This is a genomic window from Stenotrophomonas maltophilia (genome assembly GCF_025642255.1).
In the GTDB taxonomy this organism is placed as follows: Bacteria; Pseudomonadota; Gammaproteobacteria; order Xanthomonadales; family Xanthomonadaceae; genus Stenotrophomonas; species Stenotrophomonas maltophilia_P.
Genome location: NZ_CP106759.1, coordinates 2,086,076 through 2,107,802 on the forward strand (window position 1 = coordinate 2,086,076; position 21,727 = coordinate 2,107,802).

At 66.4% G+C, this 21,727-nt stretch carries 17 protein-coding genes; 12 read left to right on the forward strand and 5 right to left on the reverse strand.

Annotated elements, in window-relative coordinates; translation table 11 throughout:
- Window positions 1-11: 11 nt before the first annotated feature.
- Window positions 12-1,694, reverse strand: a complete 1,683-nt coding sequence (locus N8888_RS09630; protein ID WP_263174264.1) for an ABC transporter ATP-binding protein — start codon at window positions 1,692-1,694, stop codon at window positions 12-14.
- A gap of 138 nt (window positions 1,695-1,832) precedes the next feature.
- Between N8888_RS09630 and N8888_RS09635 the strand changes: the two genes are divergently transcribed.
- From N8888_RS09635 to N8888_RS09650, 4 genes are read left to right on the forward strand one after another with little or no spacing between them, the layout of a single operon-like run.
- A complete protein-coding gene (locus tag N8888_RS09635; protein WP_263174267.1) occupies window positions 1,833-4,196 on the forward strand; it encodes a TonB-dependent receptor plug domain-containing protein in 2,364 nt (787 codons plus the stop codon).
- Window positions 4,197-4,201: 5 nt separating this feature from the next.
- Window positions 4,202-5,665 (forward strand): DUF3526 domain-containing protein, encoded by a 1,464-nt coding sequence (locus N8888_RS09640; protein ID WP_263174269.1) that lies wholly within the window; start codon window positions 4,202-4,204, stop codon window positions 5,663-5,665.
- The gene (locus tag N8888_RS09645) at window positions 5,662-7,020 is read left to right on the forward strand and encodes an ABC transporter permease subunit (protein WP_263174271.1); all 1,359 of its coding nucleotides are present in this window, start codon (window positions 5,662-5,664) and stop codon (window positions 7,018-7,020) included. Before N8888_RS09640 ends, N8888_RS09645 begins: the two co-directional genes overlap by 4 nt.
- A gap of 9 nt (window positions 7,021-7,029) precedes the next feature.
- On the forward strand, window positions 7,030-7,740 hold the full coding sequence (locus N8888_RS09650; protein ID WP_053515807.1) for an ABC transporter ATP-binding protein: 711 nt from the start codon (window positions 7,030-7,032) through the stop codon (window positions 7,738-7,740).
- On the opposite strand, the gene N8888_RS09655 is transcribed toward N8888_RS09650, so the two are convergent.
- From N8888_RS09655 to N8888_RS09665, 3 genes are all read right to left on the reverse strand, one after another.
- Window positions 7,737-9,578 (reverse strand): asparagine synthase-related protein, encoded by a 1,842-nt coding sequence (locus N8888_RS09655; RefSeq protein ID WP_263174276.1) that lies wholly within the window; start codon window positions 9,576-9,578, stop codon window positions 7,737-7,739. The genes N8888_RS09650 and N8888_RS09655 overlap by 4 nt on opposite strands.
- Before the next feature lie 13 nt (window positions 9,579-9,591).
- Window positions 9,592-10,293 carry a lasso peptide biosynthesis B2 protein gene (locus tag N8888_RS09660; protein ID WP_263174278.1) on the reverse strand — a complete coding sequence of 234 codons (702 nt, stop codon included), beginning with the start codon at window positions 10,291-10,293 and terminating at the stop codon, window positions 9,592-9,594.
- 78 nt (window positions 10,294-10,371) lie between these two features.
- On the reverse strand, window positions 10,372-10,533 hold the full coding sequence (locus N8888_RS09665) for a hypothetical protein (protein ID WP_195840294.1): 162 nt from the start codon (window positions 10,531-10,533) through the stop codon (window positions 10,372-10,374).
- 192 nt (window positions 10,534-10,725) lie between these two features.
- On the opposite strand from N8888_RS09665, the gene N8888_RS09670 reads away from it, so the two are divergent.
- On the forward strand, window positions 10,726-11,652 hold the full coding sequence (locus N8888_RS09670) for a ParB N-terminal domain-containing protein (protein WP_263174282.1): 927 nt from the start codon (window positions 10,726-10,728) through the stop codon (window positions 11,650-11,652).
- Between the two features lie 131 nt (window positions 11,653-11,783).
- Here the strand turns inward: N8888_RS09670 and N8888_RS09675 are convergent, their stop codons facing one another.
- The gene (locus tag N8888_RS09675; protein WP_197600006.1) at window positions 11,784-12,785 is read right to left on the reverse strand and encodes a glycoside hydrolase family 43 protein; all 1,002 of its coding nucleotides are present in this window, start codon (window positions 12,783-12,785) and stop codon (window positions 11,784-11,786) included.
- Between the two features lie 105 nt (window positions 12,786-12,890).
- On the opposite strand from N8888_RS09675, the gene N8888_RS09680 reads away from it, so the two are divergent.
- The 7 genes from N8888_RS09680 to dgoD all read left to right on the forward strand — a co-directional run bounded on the left by N8888_RS09680 (window position 12,891) and on the right by dgoD (window position 21,726).
- Complete coding sequence (locus tag N8888_RS09680) at window positions 12,891-13,820, forward strand: 2-dehydro-3-deoxygalactonokinase (protein ID WP_197600007.1); 930 nt, start codon at window positions 12,891-12,893, stop codon at window positions 13,818-13,820.
- Between the two features lie 104 nt (window positions 13,821-13,924).
- The gene (locus tag N8888_RS09685) at window positions 13,925-15,067 is read left to right on the forward strand and encodes an aldose epimerase family protein (RefSeq protein ID WP_065182275.1); all 1,143 of its coding nucleotides are present in this window, start codon (window positions 13,925-13,927) and stop codon (window positions 15,065-15,067) included.
- 116 nt (window positions 15,068-15,183) lie between these two features.
- Entirely contained in the window at window positions 15,184-16,332 is a 1,149-nt protein-coding gene (locus N8888_RS09690; protein WP_263174290.1) for a cellulase family glycosylhydrolase, read from the forward strand.
- A 75-nt stretch (window positions 16,333-16,407) separates the two neighbouring features.
- On the forward strand, window positions 16,408-19,119 hold the full coding sequence (locus N8888_RS09695) for a TonB-dependent receptor (protein WP_263174291.1): 2,712 nt from the start codon (window positions 16,408-16,410) through the stop codon (window positions 19,117-19,119).
- 93 nt (window positions 19,120-19,212) lie between these two features.
- Window positions 19,213-19,935, forward strand: coding sequence for a FadR/GntR family transcriptional regulator (locus N8888_RS09700; RefSeq protein ID WP_053515824.1), 723 nt, complete (start codon window positions 19,213-19,215; stop codon window positions 19,933-19,935).
- Window positions 19,936-19,945: 10 nt separating this feature from the next.
- Window positions 19,946-20,581, forward strand: a complete 636-nt coding sequence (locus N8888_RS09705) for a 2-dehydro-3-deoxy-6-phosphogalactonate aldolase (RefSeq protein WP_065182277.1) — start codon at window positions 19,946-19,948, stop codon at window positions 20,579-20,581.
- The gene (gene dgoD, locus N8888_RS09710; RefSeq protein WP_065182278.1) at window positions 20,578-21,726 is read left to right on the forward strand and encodes a galactonate dehydratase; all 1,149 of its coding nucleotides are present in this window, start codon (window positions 20,578-20,580) and stop codon (window positions 21,724-21,726) included. Before N8888_RS09705 ends, dgoD begins: the two co-directional genes overlap by 4 nt.
- Window position 21,727: the final 1 nt, after the last annotated feature.

The following is a 21,727-nucleotide window of genomic DNA, read 5'->3' on the forward strand; positions in this document are numbered from 1 at the left end:
CGGGCGCGGAATCAGGGCTGCGCTGGCCTGCCAAGGGATTCGATCTGCGCCCCGCCCAGCTCCACCACCCGATCGGCGTCGGTGACGACACTGCGCCGATGGGTGATGGCCAGCACGGTCACCTCGCTGACCAGCGCCCGGATATGACCCATGATCTCGCGTTCGGTGGCCTCATCCAGGGCCGAGCTCGCTTCGTCCAGCAACAGGATCGCGGGCTCGCCATACAGTGCGCGTGCGATGGCGATGCGCTGCCGCTCACCGCCGGAGAGCTTCAGGCCACGCTCCCCGACCGTGGTCTCGAAGCGCTCGGGCAGTGCCTCGATCAAGGTAAGGATGGCAGCCTTGCGTGCGGCGTGCCGCAGCCGCTCGTCATCGCGCGGGCGCCCCAGCAGGATGTTATCGGCCACGCTCTCGTTGAGCAGCATCACGTCCTGCGGCACGACGGCGACGGCCGCGTGCCACGTCGCGCGATCGATCCGTGCCAGGTCGGTACCGTCCACCCGTATCCGGCCGTGCTGGGGCTCGATGGATTTCAGGGCCAGCTTGAACAGTGTCGACTTGCCGGTACCGGTCTCTCCCATCAGGAAGGTGATGCCGCCGCGTCCGGCGTGGAAGGTCGCATCGGTGACGCCGCGACCATTGTCATAGCGATGGCTCACTGCGTCGAACTGGAGCAGGCCGCTGCGGGCGGAGAACCGTTCGGCATGGGCCACCTGCGGTTCCTCGGGCGCGGCCCACAGGGCAGAGAGCGGCGCCAGCATGCTCCACGAGCGCGCGACGTCGTCGATGGAGCGCGCGATCATCTCCAGCGGCAGGTTGAGCTGGAGCAGCAGCAGATTGAACAGCACGATGTCGCCTACGCTCAGCTGCCCGTTCTGGTAACGCGGCAGCAGCAGGGTGAAGGTGACGATGAACTCGATGGCCAGGCCGATGCCCAGCAGGGCGATGAAGCCTACGCGCTGCAGCACGTAGGCACGCCAGCTGTCGCGCACGCTCTGCGCCTTCTGCTCGAAGCGCTGCACCATCCAGCCGCTGCCGCCGAACTGCCTGAGCGTTTCCATGGCATTCATGGCATTGCCGACGAAGCGGGCGTTCTGCTGGCCGGCCTCGACGGCCGCTTCGCGGTGGATGCGTGCACGTCGGGTAGCGAGCGCGGAAAGCGCGACGGCCACCGTGCCGTAGCCCAGCACGATGGCCACGATCTGCAGATTGATCAGCGCGCCCAGGGTGACCAGGGTCAACACGATCTGCAGGGCACTGGGAATGAAGGCCACCAGGCCCAGCTGCACGACGATCTTGAGCGCCCCCCGCCCCTTTTCGCCGGCCACCTGCAGTTCCGCTGCGTTGTATTCCACGAAGAAGCTGCTGGTCTTCTTCAGCAGGCGCGCGAAGTAGCGGGTACTGGTGATGAAGCCCAGATTCTCGCCGCTGAGGAATGACAGGTACTGCACCGTGTTCTGCAGCACGCTGCCCACCCCGAGCAGCACGGCGTAGAGAACGAACCATCCGGCCAGGACGGCTGCGCCCTGCCCGGGGAGGCGGTCGATCAACCGCGAGAACAGATAGGGCGCCGCAACGGTGGCCAGGCCGGAGAGCAGCACGGTGCCGGCGATGAGCAGCAGCAGCGTGCGATCGGCTTTCCAGTAGGCCGTCAGTATCTCGCTGACAGGCGCGGGCACAGCGAACGGCTTCATCACTCTCGGTCCCCGGCGTCTCGGCGGTCCACAGGGCAAGGCAGTCCCTGTATAGTTGAATGATATGATATAACATCGCCCTCAAATGCACGTGACAGTGCTGCAGGCCGATATCGGATGAGAGTGATGGACCGGGGAATGGAACAGGTATTCAAGGGCGGTAGGCGCGCGTTGCTGGCCGCGAGCATCGCTGCCGCGCTGCAGATCGGAGCACCAGCCCAGGCACAGAACGCGGGCACCGACGACGATGCACCCACGGCCACCCTGGACAAGGTGCTGGTCATTGGCAGCAACATCCGCGATGCCGTCGGCGGTGGTGCGTCGCCGGTCATCGTGATCGACCGGGAGGCCATCGACCGCACTGGCGTGGCCTCCCTGCAGCAGCTGTTCGAGAAGCTGCCGCAGAACTTCGGTGGCGGCGCCAATGGTGCCAATGTGGCCAATCTCGGTGTTGACCGTGATACCGGCAACAACTTCGGCCAGGGCACCGCGATCAACCTGCGTGGCCTGGGTACGGGCACTACGCTGACCCTGGTCAACGGCCATCGCGTGACCTCATCGAACCGCTACCAGTATGTCGATGTATCGCTGATTCCACTCAGTGCGGTCGAACGCGTGGAGATCCTCACCGATGGTGCCTCTGCCATCTACGGCACCGATGCCGTCGGTGGCGTCGTCAACATCATCCTGCGCCAGGACTTCACCGGCTATGAGTCGTCGCTGCGGTACGGCACGGTCACCACCGGCAACATGGACGAGTACCAGGTGTCGCAGTCCGCGGGGTGGGCGTGGGACCGCGGCCGTGTGCTGGCAAGTTACGAGTTCCTGAAGCAGGGCAACCTGCCCGCCGCCGACAAGGATTTCTCCCGGAACGTCACGGTCAGGCCCTACGATCTCTATCCCGGATCGAAGCGGCACAGCCTGTATGTCGATGGCGTGCAGGAGCTCAGCGATGTGCTGACGCTGAATCTCACCGGCTCGTTCGCCAAGCGCGAGATGGACACCACCATCTCCGGCACGGCCGACGAAACCCGGTTGTTCCCGCACACGCAGCAGTTCGATGTGTTCGCAGGCCTGACCCTGGAGCTCCCGCGCCAGTGGCAGGCGCGCCTGGACGCTGGATTCGGCAGGAACGAGGTGTCCTACGAGCGCACGACCATTACCGGCAGCACCGTCGGCACGGCGCCACCGACGGATACGAACTCTGAATCGCGCTACCTGGACGTGGTGGCCGACGGCGAGGTGTTCAGCCTGCCCGCCGGCCCGGTACGCGCAGCGGTCGGCGTCGGTTACCGCCGCGATGGCTATGAGCTGCTCGATCACCGTGGGCTGGAAAAGCCGCTCGATCTGCAGCGCACGATCAGGTCCGCCTTTGCCGAGCTCAACATCCCGCTGCTCAAGGAGATGCCCGGCGTTCGCAGCCTGTCGCTGACCGCGGCGGCGCGCTACGACGACTACAGCGACTTCGGCTCCACCTTGAATCCCAAGCTGGGGCTGCTGTGGGAAGCCACCGAGGGACTCTCCTTCCGTACCAGCTACGGCCGCTCCTACCGCGCGCCGGTCTACCAGGACATGCAGCTGAACAACACCGTGGTCGTGGCGAACGTGCCGAACCCGAACGCGGCCAACGGCAGCACCGTCCTGATGATGCTCTCCAACGGCAATCCCGATCTCGGCCCCGAGCGTGCGAAAACCTGGACCGGCGGGTTCTCGTTCGCGCCGCCCTCCGTTCCCGGCCTCACGGTTGATGCCAACTACTATCACATCGACTATGCGGACCGGATCGGCAGCGGCTTCGGCGGCAGCTTCCCGTCCCTGTTCCTGCAGTCCACGGCCCCCTACGCGGACATCCTGACCGTCGATCCATCGCAGCAGCAGATCCAGCAGGCGCGCCAACTGGGCGTGTCGGGCCTGGGGCTGTTCGTCTCACGTGTGGGGCCGTATGCACTCCCTGCCGGTCTGGATGAGACCAGCAGCCAGGTGATCCTGGACAACCGCTTCCGCAACAACGCATACACCTCGCAGCGCGGCGTCGATCTCAACGCGTCCTATCGCGTCGATGTGGGCCAGACGCGGATCGCGATGAACCTGGCCGGGCAGTACATCCTCGAATCGACGCGGCGCGTGACCAGCACATCGCCCGAGCTGGACGCGGTCAACGCGGTGTACTACCCGGTCGACCTCAAGCTGCGCGGCGGCCTGACCCTGGACCGGGGCCAGGCCGCAGGCGGCGTCTTCGTGAACTACGTGGACAGCTACCGCGATCCGGCCAACATCGCCCACCCACACGTCAGCTCCTGGACGACCGTCGACCTGAACCTCAAGTACCACTTCGGCGCCCCGGCCGGCGACCACGAAGGCACGTCGCTCGCCCTCAACGTGCAGAATCTGCTCGACCGGGATCCGCCCTTCATCATCAACAGCATCAACACCGGCTACGACCCCACCAATGCGACCGCGCTGGGGCGCTTCCTGTCGGTGACCCTCACGCATCGCTGGTAAGCCGGATGAGCCCGCCCTCCCCCGCCCGCTTCCGGCCTGCGTCGACGCTTCGGCAAGCTGCCGGTGTCGCGGCAACCCAGCTGACCTTGATGTGGCGTGAGCGGCGCCTGCCGTGGCTCGCCCTGGTCCTGCTGCTGCTTGCGGGCGCATCCGTTGCCACGGGTGCCGCGCGCCTGTCCCTGCAGGCGCAGGAGCGCCAGGCCATAGCAGCGGAGGAAGCGCGGCTGTGGGACGGCCAGGGCGTGATCGATCCCCATGCCGCGGCGCATGTGGGACGCGCCATTCCCGCACCGGTGCGCCCCCTGGCCGCGCTCGATCCGGGACTGACCGATGTACTGGGCACCTCGGTGTTCATCGAAGGTCACGCACAGAACCCGGCCAGGCATCGCGCGATGGACGCGGGTACCGCCCTCAGCCGGTTCGACGGTTTCTCTGCCGCCTGGGCGCTGCAGGTAGTAGCGCCGCTGCTCATCATCCTTGCCGGCTTCGCCACGCTGTCCGGTGACGTCGCCCGCGAAACCCTTCGCCAGGAACTCGGCACCGGGGCGTCGCCTGCGGTGCTGATCATCGGCCGATTGATTGCTCTGGCAAGTGCTTCCCTGCTGCTGGTGCTTGCCATGCTGGCGGCGACGGTTCCCGCTGTGGCGGGACAGAACGCCGGCTGGATGGACATCGCCGCGCTGCTGGCCATGTGCGCGGCCTACGGACTCTATCTGCTGGTGTTCTGTGCCCTCACGGTCGGTGTCTCGGCGTTGTCCAGCTCGGCGCGGACCTCGCTGGTGGTGCTGCTGGGGTTCTGGGTGGTAGCCACCGTGCTGGTGCCACGAATGGCGCCAGCGGTGGCCGAATCGCTGGATCCCACGCCCAGCGCGCCGGCATTCAGGGCCGCCGTGACGGAAGAGGCGGAGAACGGAGTGGATGGCCATGACCCTGCGGACAAGCGGCTGGACGCCCTGCGACACGCGCTGATGGCGCGCTACCAGGTCGACACGGTGGAAGAGCTTCCCGTCAACTTCCGGGGCGTGGCCCTGGAGTTCGCAGAGAGGAACTCGACGGACACCTACAACCGCCACTTCGAGCGGATCCATGCGACCTATCGGCAGCAGCAAGCAACACAGCGCGCATTCGCCTTCGTTTCTCCGGCCATCGCGCTGCAGTCATGGTCACGCGCATTCGCCCGCACCGATTTTGCGGCGCACCTGGCCTTCCTGCAGAGCGTGGAAGACTACCGCTACCGCCTGATCCAGGCACTCAATGCGGAAGTGAAGCAGCACAAGGCGCCGCAGGGGGAGAAGCATCGTGCCGACATCGCGACCCTCACCCGGTCCGTGGCCTACACGCCGGGGCAACAGTGCCTGGCCGGCATTGCCGCGGCACAGGCGGCGAACGTGGCCATTCTGCTGGGCTGGGTGCTGCTGGCGCTTGGACTGGTGTTCTTCTCGGCCCGGCGCCTGGGGACGACTCCATGAGCAGTCTTTCCGTTGCCGGCCATGAGGTGCGCAGGCTGCTGCGCGATCGGGCGCTGCCCACCCTGCTGACGCTGCTGCTGGCGCTGGCCGCCTACGCCGCGTGGAATGGCAGGGCGTGGGTCGAACAGCGTAACGCCGCCATCGGCGTGATCCAGCTCGAAGAGCAGCACACCCATGACCGCAGCCGGGGGTTCGTCGGCAAGGCGCCCTCGGTGTTGCCGCGCGTCCAACCCGTGCTACCGCCGGCTGCGATGGCGTCGGTGTCGATCGGGCAGGCGGAGGCCTATCCCTATACGGCGGATGTGGTGGCGCTGGGCGATCGCACCCAGCTTTTCAGGAACGTGTGGGCCGACATCGGCAATCCGGCAGCGCGGGCCGCAGGCCGGTTCGATCTGGCGTTCGTCATCGTCTTTCTGCTGCCCTTGGTCATCCTGGCAGCCAGTTATGACCTCTGGGCCCGCGAGCGCGAGCGTGGCATCGCTGCGCTGGTACTGTCGCAGCCGGTCGCGGCGGGACGGCTGATTGCGGTAAAGGCGCTGGCCCGGGGCGCAGTGGTGCTGCTGCCTGCGGGAGTGATCCTGGTCGGCGCGGCGGCGTGGTCCGGTGCGGAGAGCCTTGCCGGCCTCGGCCTGCTCTCGCTGGTCATCCTCGCCTATGGCGGCTTCTGGCTGGCGGTGGCGGTGCTGATCGGCTGTTTCGCCCGGCGCACCACGGAGGCGGCCATTGCGGCCGGCGGAGTGTGGTTGCTGATCGTGGTGATGGCCCCGTCGTTGACCCTCGCCGCAGTGAATCTGGCCGTTCCGCCGCCATCACAGATGCAGCTCGCGACCGACGTGAAGGCGCGGCTGGCCGCAACGGCCAGGCAACAGACACTCCATCGCCGCAGTGCTTCAACGGCTGTACGTTCTTCGACACCGGTGATTCCGGACCATGTGCGTGAGGCCTATGCCGACCTGCTGGCGACCGATCTCGACCTTGCGCCGCTGATCGAATCGCATGAGCGGGCGCAGGATGCACGCCGCCGGGTGCTGGACAACGTGCGGTTGCTGATGCCCGCGGTCGCAGTACAGGACGCGCTGGACCGCATCGCCGGCTCGGACGCGGATCGCGCGCTCGCCTTCCAGGACCAGGTTCATGCGTTCTGGCAGGCCCGTCGGTTGCTGCACAAGGCGTACCTGGATCGCGACGCGCCGCAGACACTTGCCGAATATGAAGCCCTGCCCCGCTTCCGGTTCGTGGAGCCGGCCGGCGTGGGCCGGCGTGGAGTGCGTGCCGATCTCGCGGCGTTGCTCGCCGCCACCCTGATTCTGCTGATCGCCGCCGGATCGATGCGTCGCCGGTTGGCGGCCCCTTGAGGAGCCCACATGCTTTCTGCAAAGAACCTGGTCAAGGAACACGGCACCCACCGGGCACTCGACGACGTCAGCTTCGAGGTGGGACCCGGCGAGATCTTCTGTCTGCTCGGAGCCAACGGTGCGGGAAAATCGACCACGATCAAGCTCTTTCTGGGCTTCCTCACCCCTACCTCCGGATCCGCGGAAGTCGATGGACTCAGCGCGCACCGGCACCCGCAGGAGGTGCGACGCAGGCTGCTGTACATCCCCGAGACCGTGGCGCTGTACGACGAGCTGTCCGGTCTTGAGAACCTGGACTACTTCGCGCGTCTGGCCGGCGTGGACGACCGCTCACCCGCCCGGCTGCGGGATGCACTGAGTACAGCGGGCCTGGCGCCGGATGTCTTCGGACGACGCGTGGGCCTCTACTCCAAGGGCATGCGGCAGAAGGTCGGCATTGCCCTGGCCATCGTCAAGGACGCCAAGGCACTGCTGCTTGACGAGCCAACCTCCGGCCTCGACCCCACCGCGTCGGCCGAGTTCCATGACCTGATCGTGCGGCAGCGTGATCGTGGCACCGCCATCCTGATGGCCACGCACGATCTGTTCCGCGCCCGCGAGGTGGCCACCACGATCGGCCTCATGCAGGCCGGGCGGCTGCGCAGGACATTGGATGCCACCACCATCACCGCCAACGATCTTGAGAGCCTGTACCTCGAGGAGATGAGCCGGAGCGCCTAGGCGACTCCGGCTCCCTGCCCTGCGGGCCGCTCTGCCCAGCGCCTGAGCCAGGCTTCGATGTTGACCTGCGGGCCGAAGATGCCGAGCACCTGCGACGAATGATCCGGGCCGACCCGGCGGATGCCAGCGTCGGCCGAGGCGCTGTCGATGTACCCACGCCGGGCCAGCAGCCCATCGACAAGCAGGCTGCGGATGAACGCCTGATGGCCCTGGGTGACCGCGACCGAATGATCGTCGAGGTAGGACTTCACCTTCCGCGACAGCAGAGCGTCCGGCAGCAGCCCCTGCAAGGCACGCCGTGCGATCGTCCGGTCCTCCGCGTCCGCCATGAGCAGACGCAGCGGCATGCGCGCGAACAGTTCGACCAGCGGTTGTGCGCTGATCGGAGAGACACCGTGCCAGCGACCCGCTCCCTCGAACGGATCAAGGACGCTGGTCGGAAACACCATCCGGCTGATATGCGCAAGCTTGTACGGTGACACCTCATGGCCTTCGTTGCGCGCATGGCGCAGCCAGGCCGGTGGCGTGACGTCCTGCTCGGTCGCGTCGACCTTCACCCATTCGCAGGGGTTTCCCCAGCGACCGTTGATGCTGGCCGGCCGCCTGAGCAGCCCATGGATCACCGCATCCTTGAGGACGCCATAAAGCGAATCGCCCGACTGTGCGGTTTCAAAGGCGACCCGGAAGAAGTGGCGGTCGATGCCGCGCCGCCAGGCATGGTCGATCGCCGCAGCGTTGCCCTTGAAGCGCAGGAAGACCGCGTCGCCGCCGACGCCGGTGAACTGCACGGTATCTGCGTCAAAGGCGACATCACGGCGATGCAGAAGGTAGCCCGAGCAATGTGCCGGCCGCGCCGTCCGCGGGAAGGTCATGATTTCTTCCAGCGCGCAGTGGGGTTGCCGCCGGTACTCGACGAACCCGCAGCGCCGGCCCGACGACTCACTGGCACCGGCCACCGCCATGCGGGCGAACATCCGCTCATCGGCACCGATGCCGTCGTCATAGTGGTGGACACAGTCCACTTCCGGCATGGAAGGTGCGTGCAGCAGGCCGGCGAGGATGATGGAGGAATCCAGCCCACCCGACAGCTGCAGCTGGATACGCCGGTGCCGGCTGGCCAGGGCACCGATGCAGCCCAGCAGCGTGGAGCGCGCGAGCTGCACCGCCTCCTGCAGGTCTTCGATCGGTTCGTCGCGGGCCAGGCGCACGATGTCCCAGTGGCACTGCCGGCTGACCGGCTCGCCATCGCGGATCGAAACGGCCTCCCCGGCCTCGATGGCGGTGACCTCCCTGAAGCCGGTCTGCAACCCGTCACGGAACGGAAACAGCAGCGAGTAGGACAGGAAGGGCCAGTCGATGCTGAAATCGCGCAGGCCCAGTGCAAGGCAGTCTTCCATGCTGGAGAAGACCACCGTCAGCTGATCCGCCGTCGTCATGTAACAGGGAATTTCAGCGGTGGGATCACGCAGGACGAACCAGCTCAATGACTGCGGCTGGTAGCCGAACGCTACATAGCGGCCCCAGTAGTGCTGCACGAGGGTTTTTCCCTGCGTGCCGCAGGCCGCATCGGCGGCGGCCGCATCCAGTGGCACGCGCGCGGGCACGGTATCCCGGCCGAAATTCCTGTCGAACAGCGCGCCGAGCACGACCAGCGAGCCGCAGCGGCTGCAGTCCAGGTAGCCCGGGTTGTCACTCTGGACATAGATCGCGGCGCCGTGGTCGTTCATCACGCAGGTGACGCCGGCGTGCATGGCCTCGATGCGCTGCATCGCCTGCTGCGCCCGGGCGGTTGCGGAGTCGCAGGAGGTGTTCCAGAGCACGGCGATGTATCGATACATGCGTGAGGCGCCTCTACAGCACCAGGATGGGAACCATCCGGCGCAGGTTGAAGGGGATATCGGTCAGGACCTGATCGCCGTGCTGTAGCCAGCAGTGCGCCGCGAAGGGCTGGGTCCTGACCGCGAACACCCAGTCCGCGACGATTCCATGCCTGAACAGGAATTCGCGCATCGCCAGGCAGTAGAGAAAGCACTCGTCCGTCTTCCTGAAGGCCAACGGCCGCAGCCAGTCGAACACCCGGACGCGCAGGGCCAGCTCCTGCACGCCTACGTCCGTGCGCTGTGATCCCTGCGCACGCCTGCGCGCCGAGGACACTGTTTGGCTGAAAGGAAGGAACGTCCTGCTGCATCCGGCACGCATGCACGCAGCCATGAATCTGCGGACGTCACGTGCGGTGATGCGCGGACAACCGCGAGGTTCACCGTCGCGTATCCAGTGGCGCGGCAGCGCGATCGAAGCACTGGTCGCGGCTTTGCCTCGCTGCGGATCGTCGGTGATCAGCCCGCGTTGCAGCAGCGACTGCAACAGATCCGGCATCCGCCGGCCGTCTGCCGGCAACGGCCAACCCAGCACCAGCCCGCCCAGGCTGGCAGCACGATGGCGGTCGAGCGACAGGTATTTTCCCGTCGCCTGGTCCAGGATCACCATTGCATCGCCGGTGACACAGACATGGGCCTGCTTCGACAGGAAATAGCGCGCCGCAGGCTGTTCCATTACGTGATCTCTTCAGTCCAGGCGGAGAAGCGGTGCATGCGCAGGGCATGCACCGCAGGTCATGCATGCCGCAGTGGATCAGGGCGAGGTGGTCGGGAACACGCCATCCCACAAGGTGCCGTGGTTGTGTGCCTTGGTTTCCGAAACCACCGAGCCCAGCTCGATCAGATCACCGCCCACACCCTGGCCTTCAGGGTTCTGCTGTCCTGCCACTACACCCAGCTCAATCAGCTCGTTCATGAACATCTCCTCTTGTCAGTGGATGTATCCGGGCGTCGTGCCACGGATACGGAGCAGCCAAGCCACCATCGCTGCGCGTGTTGCTAAGCGATTGCCGTCAAGGCATGCAAATGTTACGATATAACATATTATTTCAGTGTGACGACTGTCGCTGTCCGGCAACGTCGACACGCCTTCTCGAAGGGGAAATGGATGAGCGACCCGACCAGTGACGATGGCCTTGAGCCCACCCTTCTGCTCAAAGGACCGTTCCCGCTGCCGAGGTTCATCCGCTTCATCAGAGAGCGATGCCCGCCCGGATGCTTCGATGAGGCGATGCTGGTGGAGGAATGGAAGAACGCCCGCGCCGACGCGCTGCGCCAGCTGAAGGAAGAGGCCAACGACGCCGACGCGGTCGAGGTGCATGCACTTCCTGCGGAGATGGCGGCGCTGGCCGACCACGCGCCACGCCAACCGTCGATGCACCGCATGACGAACAACGTGCCGCGCGCATGGCAGATGATCGAGATCGACCGGCTGGTGGTCTTCCAGGAGTGCATCAACCTGCGCCATGTCAGCGAGCTTGCCGCGGCCTTCCCCGCCTCCCCCACGGCACAGGACATCATGGAGCTGGTTGCACGCAACGGGCGGCACGCTCACCCGCCGGTCCGCGCGTCCCGGTCCGAAGGCAGCTACACCTTTGCGTCCAGCTCCAACGACCTGCGCTTTCTGGACGTGGCGACGATCGACCCGTCCGCCATCGCCGGCTACGAACCCTTCGGTGCAGCCAGCCACGCGCTGGTCATCTATCTGGGTTTCAGCGACAACCTCGTCAGTGCCACCCGGATCGGCAACCGCCTGATCCTGACCAATGGCTCCCATCGCCTGTACCTGCTGCGCCAGCTTGGGCTCCGCCATGTACCGTGCCTGGTGACTGACGCCTCCGACAGCGACTTCAGTGACGTGCTGTTGCCGGCAGCAGTCAAGCAGGACCGTGCGTTCTATCTGGGCTCGGCACGGCCGCCGTTGTTCAGGGACTACTTCGATCCACGCCTGACCCGCATCGTGCCGGTGATCCGCAAGAACTATGCGCTGCGGGCCACGCTGGACCTGCAGAGGATCACGGTGCCGGCGGTGTAGCGCAAAGCATCGGAACAATCCGGCACCTCCCACCTCCAGCCCTGCGGCGGCGTTTCATCACAGCCGCGCGGCCGCCCTGGCGCCAGACAAGGCTGCTGAAGAAGCGTGAGAGCATTCGACCGCCGACGCAATCACTTCACCCCGACTCCGCGCCCGGACGGCGCATCCAGCAGCGGCATGCCGTCCTGGCTCCAATGCACCGGCTGGATGCGCGGCGAGCGCCTGGCGGTGCAGCCCATGTCCGGCCCCGGGTTGGCGTGGTAGATGATCCACGGCGCACCGTCGGCCATCTGGAAGAAACCGTTGTGCCCCGGCGCGTACACGTTGCCAGCAGGATGCTTGGCAAGGATCGGCTGCTTCGCCTTGTGCCACGCGCTCGCATCCAGCGGATCGGCGCCCGCCTTGGCGTGCAGCAGTCCAATCGCGTAGTCATCCGACCAGCACGCACTGCCCGAATAGGTCAGGAACAGATCGCCGCGTGGGCCCTGCAGGAACTCCGGCCCCTCCAGGATCTGCCGCCCGCCCTGTCGCTCCCACGCCTGGTCGGGCCGCGCAATGATGGTTTCGCTGCCCCGCAGGGTCCAGGGGTTGGCCATGGCCACGATGGCCAGCACGCTGTCCGGTCCCACGTAGGGTGAATACACGAAGTAGCGCTTGCCGCCGGTTACGAAAGTGGTGCCGTCGATGCCGGGGTGTGCCGTGGCCAGCCGTCCGCGATCGGTCCATGTACCCCGGGTCGGATCGGCATTGCTGTTCTCCAGCACGAACACCCCCCGATGGGCGTCTTCCTGGCCTTCGGGTGCATCGCCCGCTGCCGCCGTGTAGTAGATGTACCAGCGCCCATCAATGCGATGCAGTTCCGGCGCCCAGATCGACTTGGCATTCGCCCCCGTTGCCGGCGGACGCCACACCGTGACTTCGCGTGCGTCAGCCAGGTGCGCAAGGTCGCGGGTGGCGCGGATGGCGAGGCGATCACCGTGCGTGCCCATGTAATAGAACACGTCCCCATCGCGGGTGATCCACGGGTCCGGCCCGGAGTCCAGCAGCGGATTGTCCACCGCCGGCGTTGCGGCGGACGCGTTCGTCGATACCTGAAGCAGCGCTGCAAGCGCCATGGAAAGCGTGCCGTTCATTGCGTTCCCCTCCCGACTGGAACTGCGCCGGCAGGCTTGCCAGCGAGCGGCAACCAAACCATATAATCAGACAATAGGCAACACCACCGCCGCCAAGGAACCACCATGCAGCAGGACCACCCCGACAGCATCATCGGCATCAACTGGGGCAGCAGCAATCTGCGCGCCTATCTGATCAGCCCCAACGGTGAGCGGCTTGATGCCCATGAAATGCCTGCGGGCGTGGCCACGCTGGACCGTGACGACATGGTGGTGGCCGCCAACACGATCCGCGCACGCTGGCCGGCTGCACGCCACGCCTATGCGGCCGGCATGATCGGGTCGAATGTCGGCTGGATCGATGCCGGCTACGTGGAGTGCCCTGCAGGTGTTGCCTCGATCGCGCAGCAGCTGGTGCCGACCCGTATCGGCGAGCTCTCCGTGAGCATCGTGCCCGGCATGGCCTGCGTGCGCCCCGTGGATGGCATGCCGGACGTGCTCCGCGGTGAGGAGACCGAGCTGCTGGGGCTGCTGCGCGGCGGCGATGTCGGCCCCGATGCCATCGTGGCGCTGCCGGGTACGCATACCAAGTGGATCCAGCTGATCGACGGCCAGGTGCAGAGCTTCATGACCTCGATGTCCGGCGAACTGTTCGATCGACTGGCCAGTGGCGGCCTGCTTGCCTCGGTGCTGGACGGACCGGGTGAGCCAGGACCGGCCTTCGCCGAGGGTGTGCATGCAGGCGCCGACCGCCGACTGGGCCTGGGTGCGCTGCTCTTCGGCGTGCGGGCACGGATGATCCGCGGCACCCTGCCGCGCACGGCGACCAGCGCTTACCTGCGCGGACTGCTGGCCGGTGCGGAGATTGCAGACGCATTGGCGCTGTTCCCCGGGCTGAGGTCGGCGTCGGTGCCACTGGTGGGCTCCGGACCGGTCACCCGGCTGTACCAGGCGGCGCTGTCGGAAATCGGCATCGCCACGCACGCGGTGGCGTCCGCCGACGCCGTGGTGCGCGGCTTCTCCGCACTGCACGCGATGACCGCGACTGCGCGTTGACCCCAGCCGAACGCGGCGGTCCGATCACGTGCTGCGTCGCAACGTGCGTATTGTCTGATTATATGTTTTTGTACGCATCACGACATCGAGAGGGGTCTTGAGCAATGCGTGCTGGCAAGGGGAAGACGGCAGGGCTGATCGGCGTACTGGCACTGTCTGCAGTGGGCGCAGGTCAGGCACAGGAACGCGCTGTGGTAGGCCGGACGGCCGATGGCACCGTGGTGGAGTCGATCCTGCTGCGTGACGGCACCGGCATGCAGGCCACGGTACTGACGCTGGGCGCTGCACTGCATTCACTGGAAGTGCCGGACCGTGATGGCGCATACGCGGATGTACTGCTTGGCGACGCGACGCTCAAGGCGACGCTCGACAATCCGCAGTACTTCGGCACGATCGTCGGCCGCTTCGCCAACCGCATCGCCAAGGGTCGCTTCACCCTGGATGGCAGGACCTATCAGGTACCGGTCAACAATGGGCCGAACAGCCTGCACGGCGGCACCCGCGGCTTCGACAAGGTGGTGTGGAAGATCGTCGACGCCGCCGCCGATCACGCCACCCTGCAGCATGTCAGCCCTGACGGCGACCAGGGCTATCCGGGCACGCTCACCGTCACCGCAACCTACGCATTGAAGGGCAATGGCCGGCTGGAGGTGGAGTACCGCGCCACGACCGATGCACCGACCATCGTCAACCTCAGCAACCACGCATACTGGAATCTGTCCGGCGAGGGTTCCGGCTCGGCGATGGATCACGAATTGACCATTCCGGCCAGCGCCTATACGCCGGTGGATGCGAGCCTGATTCCCACGGGCGTGCTGCAGCCGGTGCAAGGCACCGCCTTCGACTTCCGCACGGCCAAGCCGATCGGGCGCGACCTGCGCCAGGGCAATGAGCCGCAGCTGCTGCATGGTCGCGGCTACGACCACAACTGGGTCATCAGCAGATCGCCCACGCGCGAGCCGCGTGAGGTCGCCCGCGTGCACGACCCGCGCTCGGGCCGCGTGATGACCGTGCTGTCCACGCAGCCTGGCCTGCAGTTCTATTCGGGCAACTTCCTCGACGGCAGCACCGTGGGCAAGAGTGGCCGTGTCTATCGCCAGGGCGATGCCATCGCGCTGGAACCGCAGCTGTTCCCGGACACACCGAACCAGCCGTCGTTCGGCTCGGCGCGGCTGGCCCCGGGCGAGACCTATGTGAACCGCATCGTCTACGACTTCTCGACCGACCGCACACCGCCCGCCCGCTGATCCCGCGCAGCTGGCACGCCGGTCGCCCACGGCACCGGCAATCCGACGCAGTACGCACCGCCCGCCTCCTGGCTCACGCCAGGACGGGCAGCTCATGAACCAAGGAGATGCATCTCATGCGAAAGTGGCTTACCCCTTTGCTGGCAACGCTGCTCGCCGTCGCACCGATGGCGCATGCGACCGACGCCGCACGCTGGACCCCGGCCGAAGCCGACGCGTGGTATTCCAGACAGCAGTGGCTGGTGGGCGCGAACTACACCACCTCCAACGCCATCAACCAGCTGGAGATGTTCCAGGCCGAGACCTTCGATCCGGCAGCCATCGACCGCGAACTCCGCTGGGCGCACGAGCAGTTCGGCATGAACACCATGCGCGTCTACCTGCATGACCTGCTGTGGCAGCAGGACCCGCAGGGCCTGCTGAAGCGCATCGACACCTTCCTGTCCATCGCCGAGAAGAACGGCATCCGCCCGATGCTCGTGCTGTTCGACAGCTGCTGGGACCCGGATCCGGTGCTCGGCCCGCAGCGCCGCCCGATTCCCGGCGTGCACAACTCCGGCTGGGTGCAGAGCCCGAGCCGCCACATGCTGGTGGACCGCGCCAACGACGCGCACTTCCAGGCCTATGTGGAGGGCGTGATCGGTCACTTCGCCAACGACACGCGCGTGCTGGCCTGGGACCTGTGGAACGAGCCGGACAACCCCGGGGGTGGCAACTACATGGACAAGCAGCTGCCGGGCGAGCAGGAACGCATCGCCGAACTGCTGCCGAAGATCTTCGACTGGGCACGCGCGAAGAAGCCGGTGCAGCCGCTCACCAGCGGCGTGTGGATCGGCGATGACTGGTCGCCGGGCGCCGCATCGCTCACCGCGATCCAGCGCACGCAGCTGGAGCAGTCGGATGTGATCACCTTCCACAACTACGAGCAGCCGGAGGCATTCGTTGCCCGCATTGCACAGCTGCGCAGGTACGGCCGCCCGCTGATCTGCACCGAATGGCTGGCACGCGGCGCAGGCTCGAACGTGGACACGATCCTTCCGATCGCCCGCCGCGAGAACATCGGCATGATCAACTGGGGGTTCGTGGACGGCGCGATCCAGACCCGCTTCCCGTGGGACAGCTGGCAGCGCCCCTACACGATGGAAGCCCCCACCGTGTGGTTCCACGATCTGCTGAATGCCGACGGCACGCCCTACCGGGCACGCGAAGCCGAGCTGTTCCGCAGGCTGGCCAAGACCCCGCGCACCTCCGTTCCCGCTTTCTGACCCTACTGGCGCCCGCCTTCGCATGAAGGCGGGCCACTCAACCGCGACTGCTTTCCGGAATCCGGAGATACCGCCATGACCGCTCGTTCTTCCCGCACCGTGCTTTCCCTGGCCATCCTTTCGGCCCTCGCCCTGCCCTCTCTGGTGCAGGCGCAGGAGGCCGGCTCGCAGGAGGCCGTCAACCTGGACACGGTCACCGTGACCGCGCTGCGCCAAAGCCTGCAGACCGCCCAGTCGATCAAGCAGGAGGCGGAGATGGTCGTCGATTCGATCGTTGCCGAAGACATCGGCAAGCTGCCCGACAACAGCGTGGCCGACGCCCTGCAGCGCGTTACCGGCGTGCAGGTGGCGCAGGGCAACCAGGGCGAGACCACCGGGGTGGTGATCCGCGGCCTGCCGAACGTGATCAGCACCCTCAACGGCCGTGAGATCTTCAGCAGCTCCGGCCGCGGCTACGCCTTCCAGAACCTGCCGGCCACCGCCATCAAGAGCCTGAACGTCTACAAGAGCAGCGAGGCGAGCCTGCCACTGGGCGGCATCGCGGGCCTGGTGGACATCCAGCTGCGCCGCCCGCTGGATTTCGACGGTGCGGAGATCGCCGGCACCGTGACCGGTACGCACAGCAAGTACGGTGGCGACATCGATCCCTCCGCCAGCCTGCTGCTGAGCAACCGCTGGGACACCGATGCCGGCGAGATCGGCGCCATGGTCAACTTCGGCTATGTCGGCAAGCGCTATGCGTACGATGCGGTGTGGGGTGACTTCCCGAAGGTGCTGGAGAATCCGGATGGCACGCCGGCACGTACCGATGACGGCAACCTGATCGCCGCCCCCAATGGCTGGGGCACCAACTACAACCATGGCGACCGCAAGCGCAGTGCGTTCAACTATGCCCTGCAGTGGAAACCCAGCGAACGCACCGAGGTCTATGTCGAGGGCCTCTATGATTTCGTGCGAGACGACTATGACCAGGCGTTCCTGTTCAGTTTCCCGGTCGGGGTGGTGCCGCCGACGGGGCTGCAGGTCGGCGACAACTGCTATGCCAACCGCCTGGACGGGCCGCTCTCCGGCCAGACCATCTGCGACGCCACCGCAGGTACATGGACCGGCGACAGCTATGCCGCCAGCAGCACCCAGGCGCACAAGCAGCGCGGCCAGGACATCCAGAACGCGCTGGGCTTCAAGTGGCGCGGCGACCAGCTGCGGCTGTCCACCGAAGTGGCCCGTACGTCTGGCTACTACCGCGATGAGAACTTCATCATCGACACCTTCCTGGCCGGGCCGATCACCACCGTCTGGGACGGCACCTCGGGCAAGCACCAGAACTGGTACCTGGCCGGCAACCCGGCCATGGACCCGTCGCGCTTCTACCTCAATGGCCTGTTCCAGACCTGGGGCGAGTCGCGCGGCGAGGAAAACAGCTGGCGCGGCGACGGAACGTTCGAGTTCCTCGACGGCCCGATCGCCAACCTCCAGTTCGGCCTGCGCTATGCCGACCGTACCGCCAGCGCAAAGGGCAGCGTGGAAATCAGCACGCCGCCACCAGGCGGTGCCGGTACGGGCAACATCACCGCCTCGCCCAACCCGGCCAACCAGGTGGTGGGGCTGTTCCCGGCCAGCAGCTTCTTCTGCAGCAAGCGCGGCAACTCCGCACTGAGCCAGTCGTTCCTGACGCCCTGCTACGACTACCTGATCGACAACGCCGACGCGCTGCGCCGTTACTACGGTCTGCCGGACGGACTGGCGGCGGAGAATCCCGGCCGCTTCTTCGATATCGAAGAACGCAAGAGCGCCGGCTACCTGCAGGCGAAGTACGACTTCGAGCTGGGCGGCCTGCGCGTGGATGGCCTGGTGGGCGTGCGTGCGGAGAAGATCAAGCGTGAACTCAACGCCTTCTCGTTCGACGCGGGCACGGGTGTCTACAGTGCCATCACCCGCAGCACGCAGGACACCAATGCCCTGCCCAACGCGAGCCTGAACCTGCACTTCAACGATGCCTGGCAGCTGCGCGTGCTGGCGGCCAAGACACTGAGCTATCCGGACTTCGGTGCCTTGAATCCGTCGATCTCGCTGAACCCCGGCACCGTCAACCGGGCGGGCGTGGCCAGCAGTGGCAACCCCGACCTGAGCCCGATCAAGTCGACCAACTACGACATGTCGCTGGAGTGGTACTTCTCCCCGGTGGGCTACGTCAGTGCGGGCGTGTTCTATCGTGACATCGATGGCTACATCCAGAACTACATCACCAATGTGGTCATCGCCGGAGAGGACTACGAGCTGTCATCCCCGCAGAGCGCCGGCAGCGGCCATCTGCAGGGTGTCGAGCTGGCCTACCAGCAGACCTTCGACTTCCTGCCCGGCGCCTGGAGCGGCCTGGGTGCGCAGTTCAACTACACCTACATCGAAGGCGATACCAAGTCTCCGGAGTTCCTTGGCGGGCCCGTGATCTCGCGGCCGCTGCAGAACGTCTCGAAGAACAACTACAACGCCGTGCTGTTCTACGAGAACTTTGGCCTGAGTGCGCGCCTGGCCTACGGCTACCGCAGCCGGTACATCGATTTCTTCACCCAGCCCACGGTCGCCGGAACGGAGGACCAGGTCGAGCCGGCCAGCTCGCTGGACTTCTCGATCAGCTACGACGTGACCCCGCGCACCACGGTGGTGTTCTCGGCCACCAACCTGCTGGGCAACAACCTGCACCAGTACTGGGGCAGCGGCAACACGCGGCCGCGCGACATCCGTTACCAGGACAAGACCCTGGGCATGGGCTTCCGGTTCAAGCTCTGATGAGGACGCTCCCCCACATGCCTCACACCCCTCACCCATCCTTTTGTCGGATAATAGGAGTGACCGCAGCCTGCGGTGCACCAAGCCAAAGGGATGCCTGTGAAACCGATCGAGGTACGCAACCTCTACGACCAAGTGGCCCAGGAGATCGGGCAGCGGATCATCAGCGGCGCACTTCAGCCGGGCGAATTCCTGCCCAGGGAAGAGCTGCTGTCACAGACCTTGTCCGTCAGCCGCTCCGCCCTGCGCGAGGGCCTGAAGGTGCTGGGCTCCAAAGGGCTGATCGAAACCCGGCAGAAAACCGGTTCGCGGGTGCGCGACCCGCGTCACTGGAAGCAGCTGGACAGCGACATCCTGGCGTGGCGCTGCGCGCTGATGCCCACCCAGGACTTCGTGGAAAAGCTGGTGGAGATGCGCGAGGTGATCGAACCGGCGGCCGCGGCTTCCGCAGCCGAGCGGCGTTCGCCCGCGCAGCTGGCCAGGATCAAGAGCGCGTACCAGGCCATGGCCGATGCACCGGACCAGGATGCGTGGGCCAAGGCCGACCTGATGTTCCACGAGAGCGTGCTGGAAGCCACCAACAACGAACTGCTGGCATCCCTGTTCTCGGTCATCGACGCGGCGCTGGGCACCTTCTTCCTGCTCTCGGCGCAGACCGCGCAGGACTTCAAGTACTCGCTGCCGCGCCACTTCGACGTGTACGACGCCATCCGGCAGAAGCAGCCGGACGCGGCGCGCGCCGCCATGCTGGACATGATTGCCGACTCCCGCGCCAATCTGAAGGGCGCGCGGCTGTCCAGAAAACCCCCACGCTGAAGGAAACACCATGAGCACCGCCTGGATGCAACCCCTCCCCTTGGTTGCCATCCTGCGCGGGCTCACCCCGCAGGAAGCGCCCGCCATCGGCGCGGCGCTGGCCGAGGCCGGCTTCCACATCCTGGAAGTCCCGCTGAACTCGCCGCAGCCGCTGCAGAGCATTGAACTGCTCGCAAAGCAGCTCGGCGATCGCTGCCTGATCGGTGCCGGCACCGTCCTGTCCACCGCGCAGGTGCAGGACGTGAACAATGCCGGTGGCCGGCTGGTGGTGATGCCGCACGCGGACGTGGAGGTCATCGCCGCCGCCCACGCCAGCGGCATGGTCTGCACGCCCGGCGTGGCGACGCCCACGGAAGCCTTCGCTGCCCTGCGGGCCGGTGCGGATGCACTGAAACTGTTTCCCGCCGAACAACTGCCCCCCCCGGTGCTGAAGGCGTGGTCCAGCGTGCTTCCCGCCGGCACGCCGCTGCTGCCCGTCGGCGGCATCACCCCGGAGCGCATGGCCGCCTACCGCCAGGCAGGTGCCGCCGGCTTCGGTATCGGCTCCGCCCTGTATGCCCCCAAGACCCCCGCGGACGACGTCGCACGCCGCGCGCGTGCGTTCATCGACGCCTGGAACAGAACGAACACGGACTCCCCCGCATGAAGATCACTGCCATCACGACCTACCTGGTGCCCCCGCGCTGGCTGTTCGTCCGCATCGATACGGACGCCGGCATCTGCGGCTGGGGCGAGCCCATCGTCGAAGGACGCGCGCACACCGTGGCGGCGGCCGTGGAAGAGCTGTCCGACTATCTGGTCGGCAAGGACCCCCGGCACATCGAAGACCACTGGAACGTGCTCTATCGTGGCGGCTTCTACCGTGGCGGTCCGATCCTGATGAGCGCACTGGCGGGCATTGACCAGGCGCTGTGGGACATCCACGGCAAGGCACTGGGCGTGCCGGTGCATGCCCTGCTGGGCGGCCCCGTGCGCGACCGCATCCGCGTGTACTCATGGATCGGCGGCGATCGGCCGGCCGACACCGCCCGTGCCGCCCGCGACGCCGTGGCACGCGGTTTCACTGCGGTGAAGATGAACGCCACCGAGGAAGTGCAGTTCGTCGATAGCCATGACAAGGTCACGCGGGTACTGGAGAACGTACAGGCCGTGCGCGATGCGGTGGGTCGCGATGTGGGAGTGGCCGTGGACTTCCATGGCCGCGTGCACAAGCCGATGGCCAAGGTGCTGATGCGCGAGCTGGCGCCCTTCGGGCTGATGTTCATCGAAGAGCCGGTGCTTTCCGAGCACCTGGAAGCCATCCCGGAACTGGCCGCCCTTTCGCCTGCGCCGATCGCGCTGGGCGAACGCCTGTACTCCCGCTTCGACTTCAAGCGCGTACTGCAGACCGGTGGCGTGGACATCCTGCAACCGGATCCATCGCACTCGGGTGGCATCACGGAAACCCGCAAGATCGCGGCCATGGCCGAAGCCTACGACGTCGCCATCGCTCTGCACTGCCCGCTCGGTCCGATCGCGCTGGCGGCCAACCTGCAGCTGGATGCGGTCTGCTACAACGCCTTCATCCAGGAACAGAGCCTGGGCATCCACTACAACGCCAGCAACGATCTGCTGGACTACCTGGTGGACCGCGCGCCCTTCGAGTACAGGGAAGGCTTCGTCAGGATTCCCGACGGCCCGGGGCTGGGCATCGAGATCAACCAGGCCTACGTTGACGAGCGAGCCGCCGAAGGCCACCGCTGGCGCAACCCCATCTGGCGCCATGCCGATGGCAGCGTGGCCGAATGGTGAG

Bases quoted from the DNA above. Each gene is read 5' to 3' on its own strand.
- N8888_RS09695 (WP_263174291.1), top strand. From the start codon at position 16,408: ATGACCGCTCGTTCTTCCCGCACCGTGCTTTCCCTGGCCATCCTTTCG.
- N8888_RS09650 (WP_053515807.1), top strand. From the start codon at position 7,030: ATGCTTTCTGCAAAGAACCTGGTCAAGGAACACGGCACCCACCGGGCA.
- N8888_RS09645 (WP_263174271.1), top strand. From the start codon at position 5,662: ATGAGCAGTCTTTCCGTTGCCGGCCATGAGGTGCGCAGGCTGCTGCGC.
- N8888_RS09680 (WP_197600007.1), top strand. From the start codon at position 12,891: ATGCAGCAGGACCACCCCGACAGCATCATCGGCATCAACTGGGGCAGC.
- N8888_RS09630 (WP_263174264.1), bottom strand. From the start codon at position 1,694: ATGAAGCCGTTCGCTGTGCCCGCGCCTGTCAGCGAGATACTGACGGCC.
- N8888_RS09690 (WP_263174290.1), top strand. From the start codon at position 15,184: ATGCGAAAGTGGCTTACCCCTTTGCTGGCAACGCTGCTCGCCGTCGCA.
- N8888_RS09635 (WP_263174267.1), top strand. From the start codon at position 1,833: ATGGAACAGGTATTCAAGGGCGGTAGGCGCGCGTTGCTGGCCGCGAGC.
- N8888_RS09670 (WP_263174282.1), top strand. From the start codon at position 10,726: ATGAGCGACCCGACCAGTGACGATGGCCTTGAGCCCACCCTTCTGCTC.
- N8888_RS09700 (WP_053515824.1), top strand. From the start codon at position 19,213: ATGCCTGTGAAACCGATCGAGGTACGCAACCTCTACGACCAAGTGGCC.
- N8888_RS09640 (WP_263174269.1), top strand. From the start codon at position 4,202: ATGAGCCCGCCCTCCCCCGCCCGCTTCCGGCCTGCGTCGACGCTTCGG.
- N8888_RS09655 (WP_263174276.1), bottom strand. From the start codon at position 9,578: ATGTATCGATACATCGCCGTGCTCTGGAACACCTCCTGCGACTCCGCA.
- N8888_RS09685 (WP_065182275.1), top strand. From the start codon at position 13,925: ATGCGTGCTGGCAAGGGGAAGACGGCAGGGCTGATCGGCGTACTGGCA.
- N8888_RS09665 (WP_195840294.1), bottom strand. From the start codon at position 10,533: ATGAACGAGCTGATTGAGCTGGGTGTAGTGGCAGGACAGCAGAACCCT.
- N8888_RS09675 (WP_197600006.1), bottom strand. From the start codon at position 12,785: ATGAACGGCACGCTTTCCATGGCGCTTGCAGCGCTGCTTCAGGTATCG.
- dgoD (WP_065182278.1), top strand. From the start codon at position 20,578: ATGAAGATCACTGCCATCACGACCTACCTGGTGCCCCCGCGCTGGCTG.
- N8888_RS09705 (WP_065182277.1), top strand. From the start codon at position 19,946: ATGAGCACCGCCTGGATGCAACCCCTCCCCTTGGTTGCCATCCTGCGC.
- N8888_RS09660 (WP_263174278.1), bottom strand. From the start codon at position 10,293: ATGGAACAGCCTGCGGCGCGCTATTTCCTGTCGAAGCAGGCCCATGTC.